This window comes from Falsirhodobacter sp. alg1 (assembly GCF_000739715.2).
Taxonomy (GTDB): Bacteria; Pseudomonadota; Alphaproteobacteria; order Rhodobacterales; family Rhodobacteraceae; genus Falsirhodobacter.
The window spans coordinates 772,973-799,645 of record NZ_BBJC02000001.1 but is presented as its reverse complement, the minus strand read 5'-3'; the positions used below and the strand labels follow the sequence as shown (position 1 = coordinate 799,645).

23 protein-coding genes are annotated in these 26,673 nt (G+C 61.8%); 8 read left to right on the top strand and 15 right to left on the bottom strand.

Annotation, left to right across the window (positions count from 1 at the left end):
• Nucleotides 1–50: 50 nt before the first annotated feature.
• Together gloB and clpA are read left to right on the top strand one after the other, a co-directional pair.
• Nucleotides 51–818 (top strand): hydroxyacylglutathione hydrolase, encoded by a 768-nt coding sequence (gene gloB / locus TR36_RS03915; protein ID WP_045387067.1) that lies wholly within the window; start codon nt 51–53, stop codon nt 816–818.
• Between the two features lie 166 nt (nt 819–984).
• The gene (clpA, locus tag TR36_RS03910; protein ID WP_045387069.1) at nt 985–3,303 is read left to right on the top strand and encodes an ATP-dependent Clp protease ATP-binding subunit ClpA; all 2,319 of its coding nucleotides are present in this window, start codon (nt 985–987) and stop codon (nt 3,301–3,303) included.
• Nucleotides 3,304–3,430: 127 nt separating this feature from the next.
• Here the strand turns inward: clpA and TR36_RS03905 are convergent, their stop codons facing one another.
• Nucleotides 3,431–4,372 (bottom strand): DUF2125 domain-containing protein, encoded by a 942-nt coding sequence (locus tag TR36_RS03905; protein ID WP_052362417.1) that lies wholly within the window; start codon nt 4,370–4,372, stop codon nt 3,431–3,433.
• Nucleotides 4,373–4,436: 64 nt separating this feature from the next.
• Here TR36_RS03905 and TR36_RS03900 point away from each other — a divergent pair, with 64 nt between their 5' ends.
• The 3 genes from TR36_RS03900 (at nt 4,437) to TR36_RS03890 (ending at nt 7,775) form a co-directional block, all read left to right on the top strand.
• A complete protein-coding gene (locus TR36_RS03900; RefSeq protein ID WP_045387074.1) occupies nt 4,437–4,961 on the top strand; it encodes a gamma-glutamylcyclotransferase in 525 nt (174 codons plus the stop codon).
• A 67-nt stretch (nt 4,962–5,028) separates the two neighbouring features.
• On the top strand, nt 5,029–6,231 hold the full coding sequence (locus TR36_RS03895) for a biopolymer transporter ExbB (RefSeq protein WP_237763505.1): 1,203 nt from the start codon (nt 5,029–5,031) through the stop codon (nt 6,229–6,231).
• On the top strand, nt 6,231–7,775 hold the full coding sequence (locus TR36_RS03890; RefSeq protein WP_045387075.1) for a peptidoglycan -binding protein: 1,545 nt from the start codon (nt 6,231–6,233) through the stop codon (nt 7,773–7,775). The genes TR36_RS03895 and TR36_RS03890 overlap by 1 nt, the downstream gene beginning before the upstream one ends.
• Here the strand turns inward: TR36_RS03890 and TR36_RS03885 are convergent.
• The 10 genes from TR36_RS03885 to TR36_RS03840 form a co-directional block, all read right to left on the bottom strand.
• A complete protein-coding gene (locus TR36_RS03885; protein ID WP_052362419.1) occupies nt 7,772–8,446 on the bottom strand; it encodes an extensin family protein in 675 nt (224 codons plus the stop codon). The genes TR36_RS03890 and TR36_RS03885 overlap by 4 nt on opposite strands.
• A 3-nt stretch (nt 8,447–8,449) precedes the next feature.
• Nucleotides 8,450–9,367: a prephenate/arogenate dehydrogenase family protein gene (locus TR36_RS03880; protein ID WP_045387076.1), complete on the bottom strand. Its 918-nt coding sequence runs from the start codon at nt 9,365–9,367 to the stop codon at nt 8,450–8,452.
• Nucleotides 9,364–10,449, bottom strand: a complete 1,086-nt coding sequence (gene hisC, locus TR36_RS03875; protein WP_045387077.1) for a histidinol-phosphate transaminase — start codon at nt 10,447–10,449, stop codon at nt 9,364–9,366. The genes TR36_RS03880 and hisC overlap by 4 nt, the downstream gene beginning before the upstream one ends.
• Before the next feature lie 166 nt (nt 10,450–10,615).
• Nucleotides 10,616–11,236 carry a 30S ribosomal protein S4 gene (rpsD, locus tag TR36_RS03870; protein ID WP_045387079.1) on the bottom strand — a complete coding sequence of 207 codons (621 nt, stop codon included), beginning with the start codon at nt 11,234–11,236 and terminating at the stop codon, nt 10,616–10,618.
• A gap of 140 nt (nt 11,237–11,376) precedes the next feature.
• A complete protein-coding gene (locus TR36_RS03865; RefSeq protein ID WP_045387081.1) occupies nt 11,377–12,552 on the bottom strand; it encodes an MFS transporter in 1,176 nt (391 codons plus the stop codon).
• Between the two features lie 63 nt (nt 12,553–12,615).
• Nucleotides 12,616–13,455, bottom strand: a complete 840-nt coding sequence (locus tag TR36_RS03860; protein WP_045387083.1) for a dipeptide ABC transporter ATP-binding protein — start codon at nt 13,453–13,455, stop codon at nt 12,616–12,618.
• Nucleotides 13,452–14,303 carry an ABC transporter ATP-binding protein gene (locus TR36_RS03855; protein WP_082714826.1) on the bottom strand — a complete coding sequence of 284 codons (852 nt, stop codon included), beginning with the start codon at nt 14,301–14,303 and terminating at the stop codon, nt 13,452–13,454. Before TR36_RS03855 ends, TR36_RS03860 begins: the two co-directional genes overlap by 4 nt.
• A 3-nt stretch (nt 14,304–14,306) precedes the next feature.
• Entirely contained in the window at nt 14,307–15,200 is an 894-nt protein-coding gene (locus TR36_RS03850; RefSeq protein ID WP_045387085.1) for an ABC transporter permease subunit, read from the bottom strand.
• 7 nt (nt 15,201–15,207) lie between these two features.
• Entirely contained in the window at nt 15,208–16,215 is a 1,008-nt protein-coding gene (locus TR36_RS03845; protein ID WP_045387087.1) for an ABC transporter permease subunit, read from the bottom strand.
• A gap of 74 nt (nt 16,216–16,289) precedes the next feature.
• Nucleotides 16,290–17,888 carry an ABC transporter substrate-binding protein gene (locus TR36_RS03840; RefSeq protein ID WP_045387090.1) on the bottom strand — a complete coding sequence of 533 codons (1,599 nt, stop codon included), beginning with the start codon at nt 17,886–17,888 and terminating at the stop codon, nt 16,290–16,292.
• A 211-nt stretch (nt 17,889–18,099) separates the two neighbouring features.
• On the opposite strand from TR36_RS03840, the gene TR36_RS03835 reads away from it, so the two are divergent.
• On the top strand, nt 18,100–18,513 hold the full coding sequence (locus TR36_RS03835; protein ID WP_045388671.1) for a DUF1489 family protein: 414 nt from the start codon (nt 18,100–18,102) through the stop codon (nt 18,511–18,513).
• Here TR36_RS03835 and hisG read toward each other — a convergent pair.
• Genes hisG through hisS form a run of 3 tightly spaced genes read right to left on the bottom strand, consistent with a single transcriptional unit; the run spans nt 18,510 to nt 21,789 of the window.
• Complete coding sequence (hisG, locus tag TR36_RS03830; protein WP_045387092.1) at nt 18,510–19,226, bottom strand: ATP phosphoribosyltransferase; 717 nt, start codon at nt 19,224–19,226, stop codon at nt 18,510–18,512. The two genes, TR36_RS03835 and hisG, sit on opposite strands and share 4 nt — an antisense overlap.
• Nucleotides 19,223–20,308, bottom strand: coding sequence for an ATP phosphoribosyltransferase regulatory subunit (locus tag TR36_RS03825; protein WP_045387094.1), 1,086 nt, complete (start codon nt 20,306–20,308; stop codon nt 19,223–19,225). The genes hisG and TR36_RS03825 overlap by 4 nt, the downstream gene beginning before the upstream one ends.
• Nucleotides 20,305–21,789, bottom strand: a complete 1,485-nt coding sequence (hisS, locus tag TR36_RS03820) for a histidine--tRNA ligase (protein WP_045387097.1) — start codon at nt 21,787–21,789, stop codon at nt 20,305–20,307. Before hisS ends, TR36_RS03825 begins: the two co-directional genes overlap by 4 nt.
• Nucleotides 21,790–21,867: 78 nt before the next feature.
• Here hisS and TR36_RS03815 point away from each other — a divergent pair, with 78 nt between their 5' ends.
• Both TR36_RS03815 and TR36_RS03810 read left to right on the top strand, forming a co-directional pair.
• A complete protein-coding gene (locus tag TR36_RS03815; protein WP_045387100.1) occupies nt 21,868–22,071 on the top strand; it encodes a SlyX family protein in 204 nt (67 codons plus the stop codon).
• A gap of 49 nt (nt 22,072–22,120) precedes the next feature.
• The gene (locus TR36_RS03810; RefSeq protein WP_192841309.1) at nt 22,121–23,179 is read left to right on the top strand and encodes an AbrB family transcriptional regulator; all 1,059 of its coding nucleotides are present in this window, start codon (nt 22,121–22,123) and stop codon (nt 23,177–23,179) included.
• Here TR36_RS03810 and dnaE read toward each other — a convergent pair.
• The gene (gene dnaE, locus TR36_RS03805; protein WP_062762483.1) at nt 23,176–26,667 is read right to left on the bottom strand and encodes a DNA polymerase III subunit alpha; all 3,492 of its coding nucleotides are present in this window, start codon (nt 26,665–26,667) and stop codon (nt 23,176–23,178) included. The two genes, TR36_RS03810 and dnaE, sit on opposite strands and share 4 nt — an antisense overlap.
• Between the last annotated feature and the right edge of the window lie 6 nt (nt 26,668–26,673).

Here is a 26,673-nt window from a genome sequence, read left to right as displayed (position 1 = left end):
TTATGTCACATATTGTCGTTGAAGCTTAGGTTCAGCCGGAGAGAAAAGCCATGCCCCTAGAATTGATCACCATTCCCTGCCTTCGCGACAACTATGCTTTCCTCGTCCGCAATACCGAAACCAAGGAAACGGTTTGCATCGATGTGCCAGAGGCTAACCCCATCATCGCGGTGCTGTCGGCACGGGAATGGGCGCTGTCGCATATCCTGCTGACCCATCACCACAACGACCATATCGACGGGCTTCCGAAGCTGCAGGCGGCAACCGGGGCAAAGGTGATCGGCGCGGCTGCCGATGAATTGCGCCTGCCGGCACTGGATCTGGCCGTGGCCGATGGCGATGTGTTCGAGGTCTGCCACACGCCTGTACGCGTGATCGACGTGCCCGGCCATACCGTCGGCCATATCGCGTTCCATATGCCCGATGCCGGTTACGTCTTTACCGGCGACAGCCTGATGGCCGGGGGCTGCGGGCGCCTGTTCGAGGGGACGCCGACCCAGATGTGGAACAGCCTGACACGCCTGTCGGCCCTGCCGCATGAAACCAGGGTGGCATCGGGGCATGAATACACACAATCGAACCTCCGCTTTGCGCTGACCCTTGAACCGGAAAACGAAGCGCTTATCTCGCGTATCGAGGAAACCGATAAGGCACGCCGTGAGAGCCGCCCCACCGTTCCCTCCACCCTTGCCGAAGAATTGGCCACCAACCCGTTCCTGCGCGCCGGATTGCCCGCGTTGAAGGCCGCCGTCGGATTGCCCGATGCGCCCGATGCCGAGGTTTTCGCCGAACTCCGCGCACGGAAGGACAATTTCTAAGCCGGGTTGCAACAGGCGTTCACATTTTGTCGCAGAAACACGCGAAATGTTCACGCTGTCGGATTCGCACTTGAAGCGCGGGACAAAGTTCCGATCTTCTATAAGGTGAGGCAACGGTCGTATGCGCCCCCAGCGTGTCCGACCCGCAAGACAGGAGCAGCACACCGTGCCATCGTTCTCAAACACCCTCGAACAAGCCATCCATGGCGCCTTGGCGCTTGCGAATGCCCGCCGCCATGAACTGGCAACGCTGGAACATCTGCTTCTGGCGCTGCTGGATGAACCGGACGCATCGCGCGTCATGAAGGCATGCTCCGTCGATACGGAAGAACTGCGCAAGACGCTGGTCGAATTCATCGATGACGATCTGTCGACCTTGGTCACCACGGTCGAAGGCTCCGAAGCGGTACCGACCGCTGCATTCCAGCGCGTGATCCAGCGCGCGGCGATCCATGTGCAATCCTCGGGACGGACCGAGGTGACGGGCGCGAACGTGCTGGTCGCGATCTTTGCCGAGCGCGAATCGAATGCCGCCTACTTCCTGCAAGAGCAGGACATGACCCGCTATGACGCCGTGAACTTCATTGCACATGGCGTGGCCAAGGATCCGGCCTATGGCGAACAACGCGATCTTTCGGGCTCGGATGATGACCACCACGAGACGCCAAAGGCCGAAGCTGGCGAATCAAAGGAATCCGCACTGTCGAAATACTGCGTAGATCTGAACGTAAAGGCCCGCAAGGGGGACGTGGATCCGCTGATCGGCCGCGATGCCGAAGTGGAACGCTGCATCCAGGTTCTGTGCCGCCGCCGCAAGAACAACCCGCTGCTGGTGGGTGATCCCGGTGTGGGCAAAACCGCGATTGCCGAGGGCCTTGCCTGGAAGATCATCAATGGTCAGGTTCCAGATATCCTTGCGCCGGCAACCATCTATTCCCTCGACATGGGGGCGCTTCTGGCCGGAACCCGTTACCGCGGTGATTTCGAGGAACGCCTGAAGGCCGTCGTCAAGGAAATGGAAGATCATCCGAACGCGGTACTGTTCATTGATGAAATCCACACGGTGATCGGTGCGGGTGCCACATCCGGCGGTGCTATGGATGCCTCCAACCTGCTGAAACCGGCCCTGGCCGGGGGCAAGCTGCGGACCATGGGCTCCACAACCTACAAGGAGTTCCGTCAGCATTTCGAAAAGGACCGCGCCCTTGCCCGCCGGTTCCAGAAGATCGATGTGAACGAGCCGTCGCTGCCGGATGCCATCAAGATCCTGATGGGTCTGAAGCCGCATTTCGAAGGCCACCACGATATCCGCTATACCAATGACGCCATCAAGACGGCCGTCGAACTGGCATCGCGGTATATCAATGATCGCAAACTGCCGGATTCGGCGATCGACGTGATCGATGAAGCCGGTGCTGCCCAGCATCTGGTGGCCGAATCCAAACGCCGCAAAACCATTGGCGTGAAGGAAATCGAAACGGTCGTGGCGAAGATTGCCCGGATCCCGCCGAAAAACGTCTCCAAGGACGATGCCGAGGTGCTGCGCGATCTGGAGCCGTCGCTGAAGCGTGTGGTTTTCGGTCAGGACAATGCGATCACGGCCCTGTCGTCTGCCATCAAGCTGGCCCGTGCCGGCCTGCGGGAACCGGAAAAGCCGATCGGCAACTATCTGTTCGCCGGCCCGACCGGTGTGGGCAAGACAGAGGTGGCCAAACAGCTTGCCAGCACCCTAGGCGTGGAGCTTCTGCGCTTCGACATGTCGGAATACATGGAGAAGCATGCGGTATCGCGGCTGATCGGTGCCCCTCCGGGCTATGTCGGCTTCGATCAGGGCGGCATGTTGACGGATGGCGTGGACCAGCATCCACATTGCGTTCTGCTGCTGGACGAAATGGAAAAGGCACACCCCGATGTGTACAACATCCTGTTGCAGGTGATGGACCACGGCAAGCTGACCGACCACAACGGTCGTCAGGTGGATTTTCGTAACGTGATCCTGATCATGACCTCCAACGCAGGCGCGTCGGACATGCAGAAGGCGGCAATCGGCTTTGGCCGTGACAAGCGTGAGGGCGAGGATACCGCTGCCATCGAACGGATTTTCACGCCGGAATTCCGGAACCGTCTGGATGCGATCATCTCGTTCGCTCCCCTGCCCAAGGATACGATCCTGCAGGTGGTGGAGAAGTTCGTCCTGCAGCTTGAGGCGCAGCTTATCGATCGCAACGTCCATATCGAACTGTCGCCCGAGGCGGCCCAATGGCTGGGTGACAAGGGCTATGATGACCGGATGGGGGCGCGCCCTCTTGGCCGTGTCATTCAGGAACACGTCAAAAAGCCGCTGGCCGAAGAACTTCTGTTCGGCAGGCTGACCAAGGGCGGCGTCGTGCGGGTTGTTGTCAAGGACGATAAGATCGAGCTGGAGATCGAGGAGCTGAAGGGCCGCATCGCCAATCAGCGCCCGCCCCTGCTGACCGCCGAATAAGGAAAAGAAAAGGCCCCCGCTCGGGGGCCTTTTTATATTAGCCGTCGTGCTGATCGCGTCCGGTATCTGCTCTCGTCCGGCATATGGCCACCATGGCTTCCTACCCCGGACATATGGGCCCAAAGCCTCAACGCATGCGAGGTGCCGCCCCCAGCGGGAAGGGGCCAAATCGTACCACACCACCCGACAGGGTCAGGGGCAGCTCTACCGTATCCCCACCACCGGACATCAGGCGCAGTCCACCCTCCAGCGTGTCGGCCTGATGCGCCTCGATCAGGCCCGCATTCCGCGCGACCTCTAGGGCGGCGGCCCATCCTGTCAGTTGCAGCGTAACATCCCCCGCAGCAAACCCGCGACCGTCGGAAACAACCGTGCCCGAAGCCTTGACCGCAAAACCGTCAAACTGCAGCCGGGCCTCGCGCAGCAGAATCGTATCTATGCCCACGCCAACGGCATCCGGCAGGTCATCCAGCTGCTCTGCCAGCGTCACATCGGCATCCACATCCAGTGTGCCGCCTGTCAGGTCCAACGGGGCCACATTCAACCCCATGCCGGTGCCGTTCATGGTCACATGGTGCAGGCGGCCATTGCCGCCATCGCTTTCATATCGCAGGGAGTCCGCAGTCAGCGCACCTGCGGCCATCTCGGCCCGCAGCGGTCCGCTTTGTGCCAGAAGGTGCCGGGGTGCCAGATCGAAGCCCAGATCGATGCGCCCCGTCATGTCTTCTGCACTAAGGTCGATCTGGCCCGTCGGCGTTTCGATCACCTGCTTTTCGGGCAAGGCCACGTTCACCTGCAGCGGCCACCAGCTGGGCATCGCCACAGTCGGACCGTTTGCCTGCCAGCCATACCCGCTGTCCGGATCAAGGATGGCCACCTGACCGGCGCTTCCCCGGAATTCTGTCGGGAAACCGCTGACCGTCAGGTCCTGCGCCTCGGCCACCCGCCCCTCCTGCTGCTGGGCAGTCAGCCACCGCTGCACCCCGCGCTCGAATAGATGGGCACCGGCAAACCAGTAGCCACAGAACAGCACGGCCAAAACGACGATGATCCGGATCAGAACCCGCATTGAAATTGCTCCCTCGCAACGATAGCCCGAATGCATACCCCCGACGGGATGGAAGGGCCAGCAGATGACAGAACGGATGTGGGTCTTCGGCTATGGCTCGCTGATATGGGCCCCCTGCTTCGAGGTGGAGCGGCAGGTGACTGCACGGCTGGACGGGTGGCAACGCAGTTTCTGCATGGCCTCTTGGCATTATCGCGGAACGCGGGAACATCCCGGGTTGGTGCTGGCACTGGATCATGCCCCGGACGCGTTCTGCCGGGGCGTGGCGTTTCTGGTGGCCAAGGGGCAAGAGGCTGCCGCCCTGGCCGCGCTGCGCGAACGGGAGCTTATTTCCGACGCCTATGTGGAAATACAGGTTCCATTGACCGACCCGCAGGTAATGGCCGTGACCTATGTGATTTCCCCCGCACATCCCCAATATTGCCGGATGCCCATCGAACAGCAGGCCGATGCGATTGCCCATGCCACAGGCACCCGTGGCCCGAATCGCGATTACCTGTTCGCAACCGTCGCACATCTGGACAATCTGGGCATTCCAGATGCCGATTTGCATGATCTGGCGCACCGAGTGCGCCAACGGCTTTCTTGATGGTTGGCAGATCGTCGCACCATGCCTATCGTGAACCCGAATAACCGAGAGAACAGGCCCCCTTCCCGTGGAAAAATCCCTTACTGCCCTCCGCCCCGGCCCGATCATCCGTCCCGGCAAAGTATTCACCCAACCGTTGCGCCAGCTTTTGGTTATGGCTGTCATTACCCTGCTGGTGGTTCTGGGCGCAGCCCTGACCGCTCCGCATCTTCTGCCGTTGTTTCTGGCCAAGAAGTGGTTGAACGGATTCATCACGCTGGTTTTCGTGATCGGGGTGGGTACCTGTTTTGCCAGCGTGGTGCGGTTGATGCAGTCCATCACGTGGATCGAGGCATTCGTGCAGCGCAAAGGGGTACAGGCCGAACCGCCTGCAATGCTGCTGCCGCTGGCCACCTTGCTGCAATCGCGTTCGGCCAGCAGCCGCATCTCGGCCAGCTCGTCGCGGTCTATCCTCGATTCCGTAGGCTCTCGTCTGGATGAATCCCGTGAGATCAGCCATTATCTGGGCAGTCTGCTGATCTTTCTGGGTCTTCTGGGGACATTCTACGGACTGGCGACAACGGTTCCTGCACTTGTGGAAACGATTCGCAGTCTGGCCCCGACGGATGGGGCACCAACCAATGGCGCCGATGTTCTGGGTCAGTTGATGACCGGCCTGCAAAACCAGCTTGGCGGCATGGGAACGGCGTTCTCCTCCTCGCTTCTGGGGCTGGCCGGTTCTTTGGCCGTGGGCCTTCTTGCCCTTTTTGCCTCCCACTCCCAGACACGGTTCCATCAGGAGCTGGAAGAATGGCTGTCCTCGATCACCCGCCTTGGTTTTGCGGATGGCGAAGATGCCAGCGTGGCCGGCGTGCTGGACCAGATGAGCGCGCAGATGGACGAGATACAGGAGTTGTTCGCGCAATCCGAAGCAGGACGCCGCGCCAGCGATGACCGTTCCATCCAGCTGACCGAAGCCATTGGCGGGCTGTTGAAACGGATGGAGGCGCAGGATAGCGCGCATACCCATATGGCCGACCAGCAAACCGCCGCCCTTGCCCGCATCGCCGAAGGCCAGGCCCGTATGGCCGATGCCATGGAAATCTCTGCGGCCAAGGATGCGCCCCATGCCGATGCGGAATATCGCGCGCGGCTGCGTTCCATCGATACGCATCTGCTGCGGATGATGGAGGATATGTCCGTGGGCCGGCAGGAAAGCATCGCAGAGCTGCGCAGCGATCTGGCACAGCTGACCGATACGCTCCGTCTGGCTGCCAAAGGGGAAATCTGATGGCGCTGTCGCGTCGCCGCCCGCGCGAATCGCAGATCTGGCCCGGCTTCGTCGATGCCATGACGGCGCTGCTGCTGGTCCTGATGTTCGTGCTGACGATCTTTCTGGTGATCCAGTCCGTCCTGCGGGATACCATCTCCAGCCAGGGGTCGGAGCTGGACAGGTTGAGCGATGAGGTCGCAACGTTGTCCAACAACCTCGGCATGGAACAGGCCCGCTCCGAGGATCTGCAAAAGGCGCTGGGAGCTGCCACCAAGGCGCGGGACAGGCAGGCGGAACTCGCCGCGACCCTGACCGCACAGCTGGACGAATCCACGCAGAAGGTCGCCAGCTTCGAAGAGCAGGTCGCCTCTCTGATCGCATCGCGTCAGCAGCTTCAGGCCCGGACCGATGATCTGACGGCAGCCCGCGATCAGGCCCTGTCGCAGACAGAGGCGCTGAACCTTGCCCTTGCGGCCGCCCGTTCCGAAATCGATGCAAGTGCCGAACAGGCACGCCTTGATGCCGCCCGCCGCGAAGCGATCGAGGCGATGGTTGCCGATCTGCGCGCCCGCGCCGAACAGAGCGAGGCCAGCGTTGCCGCAGCGCAGACCGCCCTGACCGAGGCCGAACAACAGAAAATCGTGGACAGCGCCGCAGCACAGGCCCTGCATGATCGTCTGCGCGACTCCGAAGCCGAACTGACGGCGATGAGCCTGAACCTTGAGGAACAGCGCAGACGCGCCGAAGAAACGCTGACCCTTCTGGCTGCGGCTGAAACAGATGCGGCGCAAACGGCGGACGAACACGCGGACCTGCTTGTCACGGCAGAACGGGCGCTGGCAGCAGAGCGCAGCAAATCCACCGCGGCCGAGCGGCAGACCGCGGTCCTGAACCAGCAAGTTGCAGCCCTTCGCGCACAGCTTTCGGCATTGCAACAGGCCCTGAACCTGACCGAGACCGCCGGCAGCACCCAAGAGGCGAAGATCGACGATCTGGGCAACCAGCTGAACGTGGCCCTGGCCCGGGCAGCAGAAGAACAGCGCAAACGCGCCGAACTGGAAGAGGCCGAACGCCGCCGCCTGTCCTCGGAGGCAGAGCAGCTTGAGCGCTACCGGTCCGAATTCTTCGGCAAGCTGCGCCAGATTCTGGCCGATCGGGATGGTGTCCGGATCGTAGGGGACCGATTCGTCTTCTCATCCGAGGTGCTGTTCAATATCGGCTCGGCGGACCTGTCGGACGAGGGGCGTCGCCAGATTGCGGATGTGGCCGTTACCCTGCGCGATATCTCGGATCAGATCCCCGATGATCTGGACTGGATCCTGCGCGTGGACGGGCACACGGATGACATTCCCCTGTCCGGTAACGGGCAGTTCCGCGACAACTGGGAGCTGAGTCAGGCGCGCGCCCTATCGGTAGTACGTTACATGCAGGACAGTCTGGGCTTTCCGCCGAACCGGCTGGCCCCCACCGGTTTCGGGCAATACAGACCCGTGGCCGAGGGGGAAACAGCAGAGGCACGGGCACAGAACCGCCGGATCGAGTTGAAACTGACCGAACGCTAACGGCAATAAGGGGTGCGGCGGTTCGAGGGCATGTCGAAATGCATGTGATCCTCATGGTAGCCGTCGGACCCGGGGCCAAGGGTCGTCCCGAAAATCCCGCAGCCCTGTTCGTAGCTGCGGGCCATCAGACGCCCCAACGGACCCCGGTTCCAATCCTGCGCGACGGTGATCTGACCACCGTCAGCAAAACGCAGGCCGCGAATGTCGATTGCCCGCCCCTTGCCATGTTCGCTGATTTTGGCACCGGCCACCCGGTTCCGGCCCCGGCATTCATAGGCACCGGCAATATCCATCTGGCGGACACTGCCGGAAAACAGGGGCTGCAGCACCTGTGTCACCCATGTGTTCAACGCAACCGCGACCGAGCAATCTACCGTTGCCGAACTGGAAAGCTGCACACCTGAAACAGCACGCAGCTGTATCGGGTCCGAAATGCCGCACCCGGCCACCGATGCATGCACCGGCGCGATCCGTTCGCCCACCAGCCCCGCCACACCGCAAAGGCCGCCACCGCGCGCGGGTGGCTTGACGGCAGAGCCTGCTTTTGCAGCGCCCCCTTCAGGAATGGCAATCTGCGGCCGCGGTTCCGGACGGCTGGAGGGTTCAGGCGCATCGGCCCAAGCGGGTGCCGTCAGAATGCAAAGCGTGGCCCAGAACACCACACATCGCATAAGTTACCGCGCCTCGCCGCCGGACCGGCCAAAGTCAGGCGCTGCGGTGTCCTGCTTTGCCTCTACGATACTGCGCCGGATGGCACGCGTCCGTGTGAAATAATCGTGCAGCAGTGGCCCGTCTTCGGTCCTGATTGCCCGCTGAAGGGCGAATAGTTCTTCGGAAAACCGGCCGAGGATATCCAGTACCGCATCCTTGTTCGTAAGGAACACATCGCGCCACATCGTCGGATCACTGGAGGCGATCCGTGTGAAATCGCGGAACCCCGATGCGGAATACTTGATGATTTCGCTGTCCGAAACGCGGCGCACATGCTCGGCCACGCCGACCATGGTATAGGCAATCAGGTGCGGTGTGTGGGAAACAACTGCCATGACCACATCATGATGCGCGGCATCCATGGCATCGACATTGGCGCCCATCCCTTCCCACAACGTGCGAAGGCGCTGCAGGGCGGCAGGGTCCACACCGTCATCGATCAACAGGCACCAGCGGTTCCGGAACAGCGTGGCAAAGCCGGATCTGGGGCCGGAATATTCCGTCCCGGCCAAAGGGTGGCCCGGAATGAAATGCACACCTTCGGGCAGATGCGGGCCGACGGCAGCGATGACTGCCTGCTTGACCGATCCTGTATCCGTAACCGTTGCGCCCGCAGCCAGATGCGGGGCCATTTCAGCGGCAACGGCGGCCATAGCCCCTACCGGAACCGCCAGAACCACCAGATCGGCGCCTGACACAGCCTCGGCCAGTGTGTCGCATACCTCTGTACAGAAGCCGACATCCCGCGCCTCTTCCCGCACGGAGGCATCAATATCGAAGCCACGAACCTCCTGCGCCAGGCCTGCCGCCCGGATCGCATGGCCCATCGATGATGCGATCAGCCCCAGCCCGATAAGGGCCACGCGCTCATAGACCATCAACGCAGGCCCTTGAACTGGGCGATGGCATGGGCAACGCGACGGCTCGACGCCTCATCCCCGATGGTGATGCGCAGGCAGTGCGGAAGCTTGTAGCTGGTGACGCGGCGCACGATCAGCCCCTGGCTTTGCAGGAAAGTATCACAGGCAGCAGCCTCATCGGCATCGGCAAAACGCGCCAGAATGAAATTGGCCATCGAGGTATCGGAAGGCACCCCGATTTCGGCAAGCGCCTCGGCCAGCCACACGCGCCAGCGCGCATTTTCCTGCCGGCATTTCTGCACCCACTCCTGATCGCGCACGGCAGCCTCGGCCACCTCCTGTTGGGTGGTGGACAGGTTGAACGGGCCGCGGATGCGGTTCAGCACATCGATGATCGCCTTCGGGCCATAGCCCCACCCCACGCGCAAACCGCCCAGGCCGTAGATTTTGGAGAAGGTCCGGGTCATCACCACATTCGACCGCGCCTCGACCAGATTCAACCCGGCGTCGAACCCCTGAACATATTCCGCATAGGCACCATCCAGCACCAGAATGGCCTGGGGGGGCAGATTGGCCGCAAGACGCGCCACTTCGGCGCCCGAAATCATCGTGCCTGTCGGATTGTTCGGATTGGCGATGAAAACCAGCCTGGTCTTTTCGGTGCAGGCCGCCAGCAGGGCATCGACATCTGCCGTCCGTTCCCGCTCAGACACCTCGACCGGCGTGGCGCCAACCGCCAAGGCCGAAATGCGGTACATCAGAAAGCCATGCTCGGTGAACAGAACCTCATCCCCCGGTCCGGCATAGGCCTGACACAGGAAGGTAATGATTTCATCCGAACCCACACCGCAGATCACGCGGCCCGCATCCAGCCCGTGCACCTCGGCAATGGCCTGACGCAAGGAAGCGTGGTCGGTTCCGGGATATCGGTGAAGGGTGTGAACGCTGCGCAAAAAGGCTTCTTTCGCCTTTTCCGAAGGCCCCGCGGGGTTTTCATTCGATGAAAGCTTCAGCGCATTTGTCACCCCGGCCACATGACTTTTGCCACCCTCGTAAAGGGCAATGTCAAGAATTCCGGGTTGGGGTACGATGGCGTCGGTCATGATCCTGTCCTCTGGTCCTCGGGTTCTAGCGGTGCCCCGCCCCCGTTGCCAGAAGAAATCACGGATGGCAGTCCCACTACCGCATGGCTGCGACCCTAAGGCCGCACATTAAAAAAGCCGCCGCGGAGATCCGCAGCGGCTTCCAATACAAAACCTGAACGCAGGATCAGTTCTGAGCGTAGAATTCGACGACCAGATTCGGTTCCATGACAACAGCATACGGCACATCGGACAGGCCCGGAGTGCGCGTGAAGGTTGCCGTCATCTTGGAGTGGTCAACCTCGATGTAGTCAGGAACATCGCGCTCGGCCAGAGCAACAGCTTCAAGAACGATAGCCAGTTGCTTGGAGGATTGCTTGACCTCGACAACGTCGCCTTCGCGAACGCGGTACGAACCGATGTTCACGCGCTTGCCGTTGACCAGAACGTGGCCGTGGTTCACGAACTGACGTGCAGCGAATACGGTCGGTACGAATTTCGCACGGTAAACGATCGTATCCAGACGACGCTCCAGAAGGCCGATGAGGGCTTCGCTGGTGTCGCCTTTTACACGCTCGGCTTCAGCGAAGATGCGGCGGAATTGCTTTTCCGTCAGATCGCCATAGTAGCCTTTGAGCTTTTGTTTCGCGCGCAGCTGGATACCGAAGTCCGACAGCTTGTTCTTGCGACGCTGGCCGTGCTGGCCCGGGCCGTATTCACGCTTGTTCACCGGGGACTTCGGACGGCCCCAGATGTTTTCGCCCATACGGCGGTCAAGTTTGTACTTGGCAGAGGTGCGTTTGGTCACCGCTGATCTCCTTGCAATGAAGGGCGTTGTCCTTTCCCCTTGCGGGGCGACAGGTCATCCCCTTGCGGGGGCCACCAACACCAATGAAAAACCCGACGCTACCGCCGGATCGCGCGCTTATACAGGCAGGACACCCGGTGTCAACAGGTGCGTGGCGCCGGAACCCGCAGCAGGCCGATCGTGGCGCAGACCAGTGCGGCCAGAATCACCAGCCCGTACACATAGGCCACATTCAGAAGCCCGATGACCGGCACCGCCATTCCTGCCAGCACGGCCGGTGCCGCAAAGCAGAAATAGCTGATCGCAAAGAATGTGGACAGCATCGCGGCACGCTCGTGCCCTTGGGCAAGCGGCAGCAGCAACCGCATGATGGCAGAAAAGACCAGCCCCTGCCCTGCGCCTGCGATAATCGTGCCTAGAAACAGCAGCGGCGCATACCCTGCCTGCACTCCTGCCAGCGTCAGGGGAATGCCCGCAATCAGCCCCATTGTCCCGAAAATCATCATCCGCGCGGCGGGCCGTTTGCGGCCGACCATCACGGCGACCCCGGCACTGCCCATCAGCATGCAGACCAGAACACCCGTCACGAATTCGGAATCGGTGTTCAGCGCCTTATGCAGAATGGTCGGCATAAGCGACATGTACAGCCCGGCCAGCGCCCACCCCGACAAGACCGCAGGGATCAGGCGATAGAACTGCCTGCGGGCATGGTGCGGCACCCCCAGGCTGGGAATCAGCGATGCCAAGGCCCCAGGATGGCGCGGCGTCGTCTCCGGCATCGCCCATAGGGCAACCAGCGCCAGAAAAGTCAGCGCCCCCACGAAGGCGTAGGGCAGCATCATGGGCAAAGGGGCCCATGTCACCAGACTGGCAGTACAAAGCGCCCCGATCGACATGCCGATGAACGGCACGACCGAATTGAGAACCGGCCCCCGTTCGTGATCGGAATCGACGATGGTTGCGCCACAGGTCGGCACCGCCACCCCCATGGCCATCCCCTGCACGAAACGGGCAACCAACAGGCTCTCGTAGCTTTCGGATGTCAGGAATAGCACCAGCGCCGCAAGATTGCCCATCAGCGCCCCCGCGATCACCGGCTTGCGCCCAAGATGGTTCGACAATCGCCCCAGCGTCAGCAGGGTGAACAGAAGCGCCACGATATAGATTGCGAAGATCAGCGTGATCTGGAACGGCGCCAGATCAAAGGCCCGCTGGTACACAGGATAAAGCGGCGTCGGAATGGACGCGCCAAGGGCAAATATGATTGCCGTCAGCGTCGCATACACCGTCATCACCTGCAGACTGGCAGGACGCATGGCAGAACCTCTCGGACAAGATAGGTAAGTGTCTATGTCCGAGAGGGGGCCATGACAAGCCGCCTAGGCGGCACTGCCGATCCCTGCGGCGCGTCGGCGTGCCACACGGGCGCGGATCGCCTCGATATCCGTGACGGGCGTCGCACTGAACAGCTTTTGCGTATAGGCGTGCTGGGGGGCATCGAACACCGCATCGCGGGTGCCGTATTCAACAACCTCACCCTTGAACATGACCATCACCTCATCCGCGATATAGCGGACGACCGAAAGGTCGTGGCTGATGAACACATAGGTCAGGTTGAATTCATCCTGAAGATCGGCCAGCAGGTTCAGCACCTGCGCCTGCACCGACAGATCCAGCGCCGAAACAGGTTCGTCCAGCACCAGCAGGCGCGGATTCACCATCAATGCCCGCGCAATTGCCAGCCGTTGCCGCTGCCCCCCCGAGAACATGTGGGGATAGCGGTTGAAATGCTCGGGCATCAGGCCGACGCGGGTCAGCATGGCCATGGCCTTTTCACGCCGGAGCTTGGCATTGTCCTTCGTGTTCAGAACCAGCGGCTCCATCAGCATGTCGCCGACCTTCTGGCGCGGGTTCAGGCTGCCGTAGGGATTCTGGAACACGATCTGGACCTTGCGGCGCAATTCGGCGTTCATTCCAGCCAGATTGACGGCTTCCCCGTCGATCAGCAGCTCTCCGGCCGTGGCCGGATCGATCAGCGTCAGAATACGGGCCAGCGTGGATTTTCCGCAGCCGGATTCGCCTACGATGGCCAGCGTCTTGCCTTGCTCCACGCGGAACGAGACGTCGTTCAATGCCCGCACGGCGCTGTCCTTGCGAAGGAAACCGCCCGCAACGGGGTAATCGCGAACGATATGGCGTGCCTCGAGAACTGCGGTCATAGCGGCCCCTCCTGCAATGTGGCGGGATCAAGGAAATCGGAAACCGTGGACAGACGATCCCCCGTGGCGTGTTCGGGCAAGGCCGAGAGCAACGCCTTGGTATAGGGATGCGACGGTGCCTCGAACAGGGTCAGGACGTCCGCCTGCTCCATCATCCGGCCCTTGTATTTGACGATGACGCGGTCGGCGGTTTCGGCCACGACGCCCATATCATGGGTGATCATGATCATCCCCATGCCGGTATCTTCCTGCAACGTCATCAGCAGATCGAGGATCTGCTTCTGGATCGTGACATCCAGCGCCGTTGTCGGTTCGTCCGCGATCAGCAGTCTGGGTTTGCACGCGATGGCAATGGCGATCATCACCCGCTGGCACTGCCCGCCCGACATCTGGTGCGGATAGGAGGACAGGCGTTTTTCAGGATCGGGAATGCCGACAGCGCTGAACAGTTCGATCGCGCGCTTGCGCCGCTCATTCCGGCCCAGACCCAGATGGGCGCGCAGCACCTCCTCGATCTGGTAGCCCACGGTGAAACACGGGTTCAACGAGGCGATCGGTTCCTGGAAGATCATGGAGATCTCCCGCCCGACGATGGAGCGACGCTCCTTGTCCGACATGGTCAGCAGATCACGACCCTGAAATTGCAGCACATCGGCGGTGACCTTCGCGCTTTTGGGCAGGAGGCCCATTGCGGCCAGCATCGACACCGATTTGCCGGAACCGGATTCACCGACGATTGCCAGCACTTCGCGTTCATGCACGGTCAGGTCCAACCCCTTGACCGCGTGAAACGGGCCGGAGGATGTGTCGAAGCTGACGTTGAGGTTTCGGATTTCCAGAAGGGCCATGGCTCAGCTCCGCTTCAGTTTCGGGTCAAGCGCATCACGCAGACCGTCGCCGACAAGGTTGATCGCAAGGACCGTGATCAGGATGGCCAGACCGGGGAAGGTCACGACCCACCACGCGCTGAGAATGAATTCCCGTGCCTCGGCCAGCATGGTGCCCCATTCCGGCAAAGGCGGCTGTGCCCCCATGCCCAGAAAGCCGAGCGCTGCTGCGTCCAGAACCGCCGATGAAAACGACAGGGTTCCCTGCACGATCAGCGGTGCCAGACAGTTCGGCAGGATCGTGCGGACCATCAGACGGATGCGCCCTGCCCCGGCAACACGGGCCGCCATGACATATTCACGTTCCTTTTCCGCCATCACGGCGGCGCGGGTCAGACGGGCGAAATGCGGTTGCAGCACGATCGCGATGGCGATCATCGCGTTCATCAGACCCGGCCCAAGGATGGCAACCATCACCAGCGCCAGAAGCAGTGACGGAAAGGCAAGGATCACATCCATCACACGCATGATCACGGTATCGACCCATCCGCCAAAGAATCCGGACACGAGGCCAAGGATAATCCCGCCGGTCACGGCAATGGTCACCACGACCGCACCGATGATCAGCGACTGACGCGCACCGAAAATCAGGCGTGACAGCAGATCACGGCCCACCGCATCGGTGCCAAGCAGGAACTGCGAACTGCCGCCTTCCTGCCACGAAGGTGGCGTCAGCAAGAAATCCCGATACTGCTGGATCGGGTCATGCGGCGCCAACAGCGGCGCGAAAACCGCAGTCAGCAGCAAGAGGACGAAAATGCCGAGGCCAATGACGGCCCCGCGGTTTTCGGAAAAATAGAACCAGAACTCCCGCAGCGCGCGGCCCCGTTCGGATTGGGTATCGGATGATGTGGTCATGCGAGCCTCACGAATGCCGGATGCGCGGGTTGATGATGCCGTACAGCAGATCGACGATCAGGTTCACGATCATGACGACCGCTGCGATCAGCAACAGACCGCCCTGAACCGACGGGTAATCACGGCGGGAAATGGAATCGATCATCCATTTGCCCACGCCGGGCCAGGAAAAGATCGTTTCGGTCAGGATGGCACCCGCCATCATCACACCGATCTGCAGACCGATGGTTGTGATGACAGGGATCATCGCGTTCCGCAGGGCGTGGACCCCGACGACGCGCCAGGCCGACATGCCTTTGGCACGGGCGGTGCGGACATAATCCTCGGACAGCACCTCCAGCATGGCAGACCGCGACTGGCGGGCAATAACGGCCATGGGGATGGTCGCCAGAACGATGGAAGGCAGGATCAGGTGGCTGACCGCCGAGGTGAACGCCCCCTTCTGCCCCGACATGAGAGAGTCGATCAGCATGAAGCCCGTACCGTTCCGGAAGAAATACAAAAGGTCGATCCGGCCGGAAACCGGCGTCCAGCCCAGAATTCCCGAGAACAGGATGATCAGCAGCAGGCCCCACCAGAAGATCGGCATGGAATAGCCCACCAGGGCGGCGCCCATGGAAACCTGATCAAAGGCACTGCCCCGCTTGATCGCGGCAAAGATACCCAGCGGAATGCCGATCAGCGTGGCCAGAATGATGGCGCAAACCGACAGTTCCACCGTGGCGGGGAACAGCGTCAGAAACTCTCCCAGCACAGGACGGCGGGTTGCCAGCGATGTACCGAAATCACCCTGGAACAGCCCTCCGATAAAGTCGAGGTATTGCACCACCAGGGGGCGGTCGAACCCGAGTTGTGCCGAAAGCTGCGCGTGCCGTTCGGGAGAGATCCCCCGCTCGCCGGCCATCAGCAGCACCGGATCACCCGGCAACAGCCGGACAAACCCGAAGGCAACGATAGTAATCCCGATAAAGGTCGGGATCAGATAGGCCAACTTGCCCAAAAGAAATCTGATCATCGAAGTCCCGAAACGTTAGAGGCGCGCCGGAAGGGATTTCTCCCTCCCGACGCGCCGGTGTCCGTCTTAGCCGATTACTCGGCGATATCGACGCCCTCAAAGCTGTGGCGGCCAAGCGGGTTCATAACATAGCCCGTCACATCTTTCGACATGGGCATGAACACGTTGGAGTGTGCCAGCGTCGCCCAGGGGTTCTGCTCCTTGAAGATGACCTGAGCCTCTTCGTACAGGCGCGTACGCTCTGCCTGATCGGTCGTGACCTTGGCCTGCTGGATCAGCGCATCGAAATCCTCGTTGCACCATTGCGCGCGGTTGGATCCACCGTCACCGGTTGCGGCACAGCCCAGAAGAACGGCAAGGAAGTTGTCCGGATCGCCATTATCCCCGGTCCAGCCCAGAATAACGGCCCCCTTGCGCTCCGGGTCGGTGGAGCGTTTGAGGTATTCACCCCACTCGTAGGACACGATCGAGACGTTCACACCGACCTGTGCAAAATCCGACTGGATCAGCTCGGCCACGCGGCGCGCGTTCGGCATGTAGGGGCGCTGCACCGGCATTGCCCAGACTTCCATATCGAGGTTCTCTACGCCGGCATCCGCCAGCATCTGCTTGGCCTTTTCCGGATCGTAGGCATTATCCTCGACCGCGTCGTTATAGCTCCACATGGTCGGGGGCAGCGGGTTCTTTGCAACAACGCCCGTGCCCTGGAACACGGCATCCACGATGGCCTGCTTGTTCATGGCCATGTTCAGCGCGGTCCGCACCTCGGGGTTATCGAAAGGTGCCTGCGTCGTATTGTATGCCAGATAGGCAACGTTCAGGCCCGGCTGTTCCATGACGGTCAGATTGTCATTGGATTTCAGCGCCTCGATATCGGCAGGGGCCGGATAGGGCATGATCTGGCATTCGCCCGCTTCCAGACGCTGGCGACGGACTGCCGGATCGGGGGTGATCGCAAAGATCAGATCGTCGATCTTCTGCACACCCTTGAAATAGTCGGGGTTTGACTGGTAGCGGATCACGGCATCGGGCTGGTAGGCGATGAACTGGTAGGGACCGGTGCCGACAGGCTCGCTGTTCAGCGCGGCCATGTTGCCCTCGGCCTCCAGCTTGTCCATATATTCCTTGGACATGATGGATGCGAAGGGCATCGCGAGGTTTGCAAGGAAAGGAGCCTCGGGACGGGTCAGGACGAATTTGACCGTCAGATCGTCAACCTTCTGGATTTCCTTGATCAGCGTGGGCATTTCCATGGCGCTGTAATATTCATAGGTCACGCCGGGCAGATAGCTGGCCCACGGGCTTTCCGGATCACCCTGACGCAGGAACGATGCGATCACGTCATCGGCATTCATTTCACGGCTGGGGGTGAAGTAATCCGTCGTGTGGAACTTGATGCCCGAACGCAGGTGGAACGTGTATTCCAGGCCGTCTTCGGAAACATCCCAGCTTTCAGCAAGGCCGGGTTCTACATTCGTGGTACCGGGGGCAAATTCCACCAGACCGTTGAACATGGCATCGCTCGAGGCATCCATCGTGGTGCCGGATGTCGTCGTTGCGACATCGAACCCCTCGGGGGAGCCTTCGGAGCAGTAAACCAGCGTTTTGGCGTGCGCGCCAGCGGCAGCCATGACCGCAAGGGTCGAGACGGCCAGAAGTTGGGCGAATTTCATGAATTACCTCCGGTTGGTGCGCGGACCATTGGTTGGCCCCTTCGCAAACATATCCTCGCCCTCGAATGATTTTCGCATGACGCGGATCACGCAAGTGCGATTACCCGCCACAAAGCCAGCACACAACCGTTTTTGCAAGGACCATGCGCATTGCGCCCATATTCCCTTGCGACGGATGGACGCGGCGGTGGTGGCGACTTATCTATGCGGTATGACCTTGCATCTTGTAAAACTCTGTGTCGGCGCCGAAAAACCGGAGGATCTGATCCTGCGGCAGCAAACCTACTGGAACGGTGCGCCGCGCCACATAACCCGCATGTGGCCCAAGCGGGAGGCCGAACTGCTGGACGGCGGTTCCATCTACTGGATTTTCAAGGGATTGGTTCTGGCCCGACAACGCCTGATCGGGCTGGAGGAAACCACGGGCGACGACGGGATCCGCCGATGCGCCCTGGTGCTGGACCCTGCTGTTGTGCAGACCGAGGCCCAGCCCCGCCGCGCCTTTCAGGGCTGGCGGTATCTTGCCCCGGCAGATGCGCCGGCGGACGTCCCCGCGGGCCGCGACCACGAAGAGCCGCTGCCCGCGGATCTGGCCCGCGCCCTGTCGGAAATGGGCCTGCGTTAATGCCGGTGGATCAGATCGGGCATCGCCAGCCCCAACTGGCCCAGTAGGGTCCGCAGCACCGGAAGTCCTGCATCCCAATCGCTGTTCCGTGCGGCATAAAGCGTGGCCTGCGACCGGTGGATCACGGCATCCTCCAGCACCTTCAGGTGGTTGGCCCGCAACGTCTCTCCGGTAGAGGTGATATCGGCGATCGCCTCGGCGGTCAGGTTGCGGATGGTGCCCTCGGTCGCCCCCTGACTGTCCACCAACTGGTAATCCGCCACGCCGTTCGCGGTCAGGTAATCGCGCACCAGACGGTGATATTTCGTGGCGATGCGCAGACGGAACCCGTGCGTGCGCCGAAAGGCCGAGGCCGCAGCGTCCAGATCGTCCAGAGTATCCACATCCACCCAGCAGGACGGAACGGCCAGGATCAGATCGGCATGACCGAACCGCAGGGGTGCCACTTCAGCCACCTGCATCGACCAATCCGCCAGCTTGTCCCGTACCAGATCCGATCCGGTAACGCCCAGGTGGATGCGTCCTGCCGACAGCTCTCGCGGAATCTCACCGGCGGACAGCAGCACCATCTGGATGCCCTCGATCCCGTCCACCGCGCCGGAATATTCGCGCTCGTTGCCCGTGCGGCGCATCTGCACACCGCGGGCACCGAACCAGTCGAATGTCTTTTCCATCAGCCGCCCTTTGGACGGCACACCGATCTTTAGGGTCATGCGGCACCTTTCAGCTGGGCCACCAGATGCGGGCGGATCATGCCACCCACGGCCGGAATGGAACGCCCCTGCCCCAGAACCTGCGTCAGCGCATCATATCGCCCACCTGCAGCAATAGAGGGCAACGACAGATCGCTTGAATGGAACTCGAACACAAAGCCGTCGTAATATTCCAGTGTTGAACGGCCATGGCCCATCTCGAACGGAAGGGTGCTGACATCGATCCCCCGCGCCGCCATCGCGGACAGGCGGTCGGCAAACCTCTCCACCGCGGCGGAAATGGCAGGCATGTCCACGGCCATGTCGCGCAGCCGCTCCAGAGCCACCGGCGAGGGCGCCGTCAACGACAGCAGATCATCCAGCAATTCGGCCTGCCGGGCCGGAATGGGGGGCGTATCGGCATCCTCGGCGAGGGCATGGATGCGGGCCGCAATCTCGGAGGCGGAACGCATTCCGATATGCGGGCCGGTTTTTGGCAGTTTGCCTTCGTCCAGCGCCTTCAGCAGACGCAGCCGCGCCGGATGCGGGGCCACGCGACCGGCATAACGATCCAGAAGATGGCGGAACCTGCGCGGACGCCAGACGTGGCGCAGCAGGGCCGCAATACGGGTCGGGGTGGTATCCAGCGCCCGTACCGCCGCCATCAGGATCCCGATATCGCCCGTTGTCGGGTTCAGCGACAGGGGTGCCAGCAGGTCGGAAATCAGCGCGAACACCTCGGCATCCGCCTGTTCAGGGGAGGCACGGTCGAAAACCTCGAACCCGACCTGAAAATATTCGGAGGCGCGGGGGGTCAGGCTGTCCTGCTTTCGGAACACCTCCCCCATGTAGGCATAGCGCGCAGGGTCCGCGCCATCCGCCATATGGGCCTGCACCACCGGAACGGTGAAATCGGGGCGCAGCATCATCTCACCGCGCAGGGGATCCTGCGTGGTATAGGCACGGGCACGGATATCCTCGCCGTAAAGGTCCAGAAGGGCTTCGGCCGGCAGCAGGATATCCGCCTCGACCGGAACACCTCCGGCCGCCTGAAACGCGGCAAAGATCGCTTCGGCCTCAAGGCGAACAGCGGCTTTGGTCATCCCAGCATCTTTCTGACTTCGGCAACCAGATCACCGCGCGGAATCTCGACCTGCGCGGGGCGGGCCTTCCATTCCTCAAGGCTGGCGCCTTCGGCGATCCGTGCCCCGAGGATCAGATCCTTCAGAACCACGGTTCCCTTGGCGCATTCATCCCCGCCCTGGATGACGGCGATGGGCGATGCACGTTTGTCCGCGTATTTCAGCTGGTTTCCGAAGTTCTTCGGATTGCCCAGGTAAACTTCGGCACGGATGCCCGCATTCCGCAAATCGGCGGCCATCCCCATATAGTCGGCCATGCGGTCACGATCCATCACGGTCACGATCACGGGGCCGGCCGCATCGCCGCCCATCCGGCCCTTCGCCCTCAACGCGGCCAGCAGACGGTCAACCCCGATGGAAACACCGGTGGCCGGCACGGCCTGTCCCGTAAAGCGCTTGACCAGATCGTCATATCGCCCGCCGCCCGCAACCGATCCGAACTGCCGCTTCGCCCCTTTTTCATCAAGGATCTCGAATGTCAGTTCCGCCTCGAACACGGGGCCGGTGTAATAGCCAAGACCGCGCACAACCGAAGGATCAACCTCGATCCGGTCGGCGGCATATCCCTGACGGTCCAGGATCTCCGCGATCGTTTCCAGCTCCTGCACACCCTCCAGCCCGGTGGCCGAGGTTCCGACCAGCTCTCGCAGGCGCAGGGCGGTTTCGCCGCCGGTGGCACGCTTGGCGGCCATGAAGCCCATCACGATCTCGGCCTGCTCGGTCGCCAGACCGGCGCCCTTCGTCACATCGCCCGATGCATCCTTGCGCCCCTCGCCCAGCAGGGCACGCACGCCAGCCTCTCCCAGACGGTCCAGCTTGTCGATCGCGCGCAGGACGATCCCGCGCTCTTCGACAAAGCGGGACTGATCCGCGGCATCATAAAGGCCCGCAGCCTCCATCACGCCGTTCAGAACCTTGCGGTTGTTCACGCGCACGATGTAATCGCCGCGCGGAATGCCCACGGTTTCGAGCGAATCCGACAGCATCGCGCAAATCTCGGCATCCGCCGCCACCGAAGGCGCGCCAACCGTATCCGCATCGCATTGATAGAACTGGCGGAACCGACCGGGGCCCGGCTTTTCGTTGCGCCACACCGGCCCCATCGCATAGCGGCGGTAAGGACTGGGCAGATCGTTGCGGAACTGCGCCGCCACACGGGCCAAGGGCGCCGTCAGATCATAGCGCAGCGCCAGCCACTGGTCATCCTCATCCTGCCAGCCGAACACACCTTCATTCGGGCGGTCCACATCGGGAAGGAATTTGCCCAATGCCTCCACCGTCTCGACGGCGCTGGTTTCCAGCGGATCGAAGCCGTAACGATGATACACCTCGGCAATCGCATGGAGCATGTCCTTGCGTTCGGTCACATCCGTGCCGAAATAATCGCGGAAGCCTTTGGGAGTTTCCGCACGCGGACGGCGGGGTGACTTGTCCTTGGCCATGGTCGGACCCTTCGCTATTCTACGGCCAAGGCAATATCGGAAGGGCGCGGTCACGACAAGCCGCGCAAAGGGGGCGACGTGGACAGGATTGACCGTGCAGAAGAAGAAATCGCACATTTGCGCAAAACGGTAGACGAGATGTCCGAGATCGTGGCCCGTCAGAGCCTGGAGATCGACCGGCTGTCGCGCCGCGTCGGACTGCTGATGGAACGAGAGGCAGAACGCCAGACAGACATGGGCGGAACCGTCCCTCTGGCCGATCAGCGCCCGCCGCACTGGTAAATCGCAGATCGCGCCTTGTCTTTGCAGATGCAGGATGCTTCCTGTCCTGATGCAGATGTTCACACGGATTGACTGGCCCGCAGTGGGCATCACCCTGACCTTGGGCGCGATCGGCGGGGGCATCGCCTATGCCATCGGCCTGCCCATCGCCCTGCTTCTGGGATCGTTGCTGGCCGTGGGCGGTGCCGCCGCACTGGGGCTGCGCCCCTTGGGACGGCGCATCCAGGTGCCGCCCGTTTTGCGCATCATCTTCATTCCCGTTGTAGGCGTGGCCATCGGCGCGAATTTCACGCCCGAGGTGGCACGCCAGATGGTGAACTGGTGGCCCAGCCTGCTGGCCCTGTGCCTGTACATCCCCGTGGTCCATGCCATCGGCTATTTCTTCTATCGCCGGTTTGGCCCGCTGGATGCGAAAACCGCCTATTTCGGGGCCGTTCCCGCCGGAATGGTCGAATGCGTGATGCTGGGCGAAGAGGTCGGTGCCGATGTGAAGATGCTGGTCTTGCTGCAATTCCTGCGGTTGATCCTGACGATCCTGCTGGTGCCCGTGGCCTTTGCATTGCTGACAGATATCCATGTGGGCCCAGCCGTGCGCCTTGGAGGGCATGGCGGGATGGGCCCGGCCGATCTGTTCATTCTGGGGGCTGCGGCAATATCGGGGGCCTGGATCGCAAAACGTCTGCGGTTTCCGGCGGCAGTCATGACGGGACCGATCCTGATGTCGGCATTGGTGCATGCCACGGGCCTGACCAGCGCCGTGCCCCCCGTATGGGCGGTTTCGGTGACGCAGGTGATCGTGGGATGCATGCTGGGCGCGCGGTTCTCGGGCCTGCCGATGGGCCATATCGGCATGGCCATACGGCTCACGATTGTGAACGTCCTGTTCGGCCTCGGGGTGGCCTTTGTGTTTACCCGCGCGCTGGCGCATGTCATCGACCAGCCACCAGCCGCCATCTTTCTGGCCTTTGCCCCCGGCGGGGTGACAGAGATGAGCCTTATCGCCCTCTCTATTCAGCTGAGCGTGGTCTATGTCACCGCGCATCACGTCATGCGGATCGTGATGGGCATCCTGATCGCCCGCACCTTCGCCAAGCGGATATTGGGCTAAAGATCCTCCACCATCACGACACCCTGCATCGCCTTGATCGCGCCCTTGATCTGCGGTGTCACCGGATAACGGGCTGGCAATGCCAGATCGATCTCGCGGCCCTCGGGGTCCGTCACGCAGAACCGGATTTCCCCGCCCCCCCGCGCGTTGGACGCAAGCCGTGAAAACAGGGCCGCGACAGAGGCTGCGGCCTCTCCGCGTTCCAGGTGGATGCGGAAACCGCCGCCCCCCGCTTCGGCCGCGACCGAATCGATCGGTTGCGCGGCACGGGCCAGCAGCTTCAGCGTGTCGCCTTCCAGATTGGCCTCTACCGTCAGCACCACGTTCTTGCCCGGTTCCAGCAGATCGCGCGCCTGCTCCAGCGTGTCCGAGAATACCGTAACCTCGTAAAGGCCCGTCGGGTCCGATAGCTGGACAAAGGCGAAACGGTTGCCCTTGGCAGATTTGCGTTCCTGTTTCGATGACACCGATCCCGCCAGCTTGGCCACCTTGGGCCCGCCCTCGGCCGCGGCAGCAAGTTCGGTCAGCGTCATGACATTTTTCCGGCGCAGCGGGGCCATATAGTCATCCAGAGGATGGCCCGACAGATAGAAGCCGATGGCTAGATGCTCCTCGGTTAAACGCTCCACCGGCAACCAGTCATCCCGGCTGCCGATGCGGGGTTCCGGCAGGTCCTCTCCCGCTTCGCCGAACAGGGACACCTGCGCCGAGGCGCGCGCCTCATGCACCGCAGCGGAATAGGCGACCAACCCCTCAAGCGCGTCAAAAACCCGCGCACGGTTGGAATCCAGAAGATCGAAGGCCCCGGCGCGGGCCAGCATTTCCATGGGCCGCTTGCCCACCCGCTTCAGGTCGACCCGCCGCGCCAGATCGAACAGCGTGGCAAACGGGCGATCCCCCCGCCCTGCCACGATCATCTTCATCGCCTCGACCCCGACGTTCTTCAGCGCGCCAAGGCCGTATACCAGCTTGCCCTCCCTGACACTGAACGTGGCCATGGACCGGTTGATACAGGGCGGGACCGTTTCGATGCCCAGCTTGTCCACTTCACGCTTGTAAACGGCCAGCTTGTCGGTCAGGTCGATATCGCAATTCATGACGCCTGCCATGAATTCCACAGGGTGGTTCGCCTTCAGCCAGCCGGTCTGGTAGCTGACCACGGCATAGGCCGCAGCGTGCGATTTGTTGAACCCGTAGTTGGCGAATTTTTCCAGAAGGTCGAAAACCTCCCCGGCCTTTTTCGCATCGATATTATGGGTATCGGCCGCGCCCTTGATGAACTTCGGACGCTCCTTGGCCATCTCCTCGGCAATCTTTTTCCCCATCGCGCGGCGCAACAGGTCGGCCCCGCCCAAGGAATAGCCGCCCATGACCTGCGCGATCTGCATCACCTGTTCCTGATAGACGATGATGCCCTGTGTCTCGGCCAGAATATGATCGATGGTCGGATGGATGGATTCCAGATCGCGGACGCCGTTCTTGACCTCGCAATAGGTGGGGATGTTCTCCATCGGGCCCGGGCGGTACAGGGCCACCAGCGCCACGATATCCTCGATGCAGGTCGGCTTCATGCGGCGCAGCGCATCCATCATGCCGCTGGATTCCACCTGGAACACCGCCACGGTCTTGGCTGCGGCATAAAGCCGGTAGGTCGCCTCGTCATCCAGCGGGATATGCCCGATGTCATTCTCCGTGCCCGGCTCCGGGGTATAGAGAACCCGGCCATCCGCCGCCTCATGCAACTGCCGCCCGCCCGCGCGGATCAGGTCGATCGCATTCTGGATCACCGTCAGGGTCTTCAGACCCAGAAAGTCGAATTTGACAAGGCCCGCAGCCTCGACCCACTTCATGTTGAACTGGGTCGCCGGCATGTCGGACCGCGGATCCTGATAAAGCGGGACCAGCGCATCCAGGGGACGATCGCCGATCACCACACCGGCCGCGTGGGTAGAGGCGTTCCGGAGCAGCCCCTCCACCTGCTGGCCGTAATCCAGAAGGCGCTTGACCACCTCTTCCTTGGCGGCCTCACGCAGACGCGGCTCATCCGCCAGCGCCTTGGAGATGGAGACAGGTTTTACCCCCTCCAGCGGAATCAGCTTTGATAGCCTGTCCACCTGCCCATAGGAAATCTGCAGAACCCGCCCTACATCGCGCACCGCCGCCTTGGACAAGAGCGCGCCGAAGGTGATGATCTGGCCCACCTTGTCACGGCCGTATTTGCCCTGGACATAGCGGATCACCTCTTCCCGGCGGTCCATGCAGAAGTCGATATCGAAATCCGGCATCGAAACCCGTTCGGGGTTCAGGAACCGTTCGAACAGCAAGGCATAGCGCAGCGGATCAAGATCGGTGATGGTCAGCGCATAGGCAACCAGCGACCCCGCACCCGAACCGCGCCCCGGACCCACCGGAATATTCTGCCCTTTGGCCCATTTGATGAAATCGGCAACAATCAGGAAATAGCCGGGAAACCCCATCTTTTCGATGATGCCCAGCTCGAAATCCAGCCGTGCGTGGTATTCCTCTACCGTGGTCGCATGGGGAATGACGGCCAGCCGCCGGTCCAGACCCGCACGGGCCTGACGGCGCAGTTCCTCCACCTCGTCCTCGGCAAAGCGGGGCAGGATGGGCGGGCGCTTGGCCACCTTGAAGGCACAGCGCCGCGCGATCTCCACGGTACTGGCCAGAGCCTCCGGCAGGTCGGCGAACAGCGCGCACATCTCGGCTTCGGATTTGAAATAGTGCTGCGGCGTCAAGCGGCGGCGGGGCTGTTGCTGATCGACATAGGCCCCTTCGGCAATACAGATCAGCGCATCATGCGCCTCATACATGGAGGCCTTGGGAAAATAGACGTCATTTGTCGCCACCAGCGGCAAATCCATCGCATAGGCCATTTCGACGTGGCCCCGTTCTGTCAGGGCCTCGGCCTCGGGCAGGCGTCCGCCCTCACCCGGATGGCGCTGCAATTCGACATACAGGCGATCACCGAAGATATCGGCCATGCGGCGCAGCAATGCCTCGGCCTTTGGCCGCTGGCCTGCGCGCATCAGCCGCCCCAGTGGGCCGTCAGGCCCGCCCGTCAGCGCAATAAGCCCCGCGCCGTGATTTGCCAGATCCTCCATCGTGATCTGCGGCAGCTGCCCGCCCTTGTCGACATAAAGACAAGAGGACAGCTTCATAAGGTTCATATAGCCGTCTTCGTTCTGTGCCAGCAGAACGACGGGGGCGGCAGGACGTGGCTTTTCGCCCGGCTGTGCCGGATCGTAATCCAGTGACACCTGACAGCCGACAATCGGTTGCACCCCTGCCCCCGAGGCCAGTACCGAAAATTCCAGCGCCCCGAACATGTTGTTCGTATCGGTCACGGCAATGGCAGGAATGGATGCCTCTTCGCATAGCTTGATCAGCTTTTTGACCGGCACTGCCCCTTCCAGAAGCGAATGCTCGGTATGGACGCGAAGATGGATGAAGCGGACTGGATTCGACATGTGACC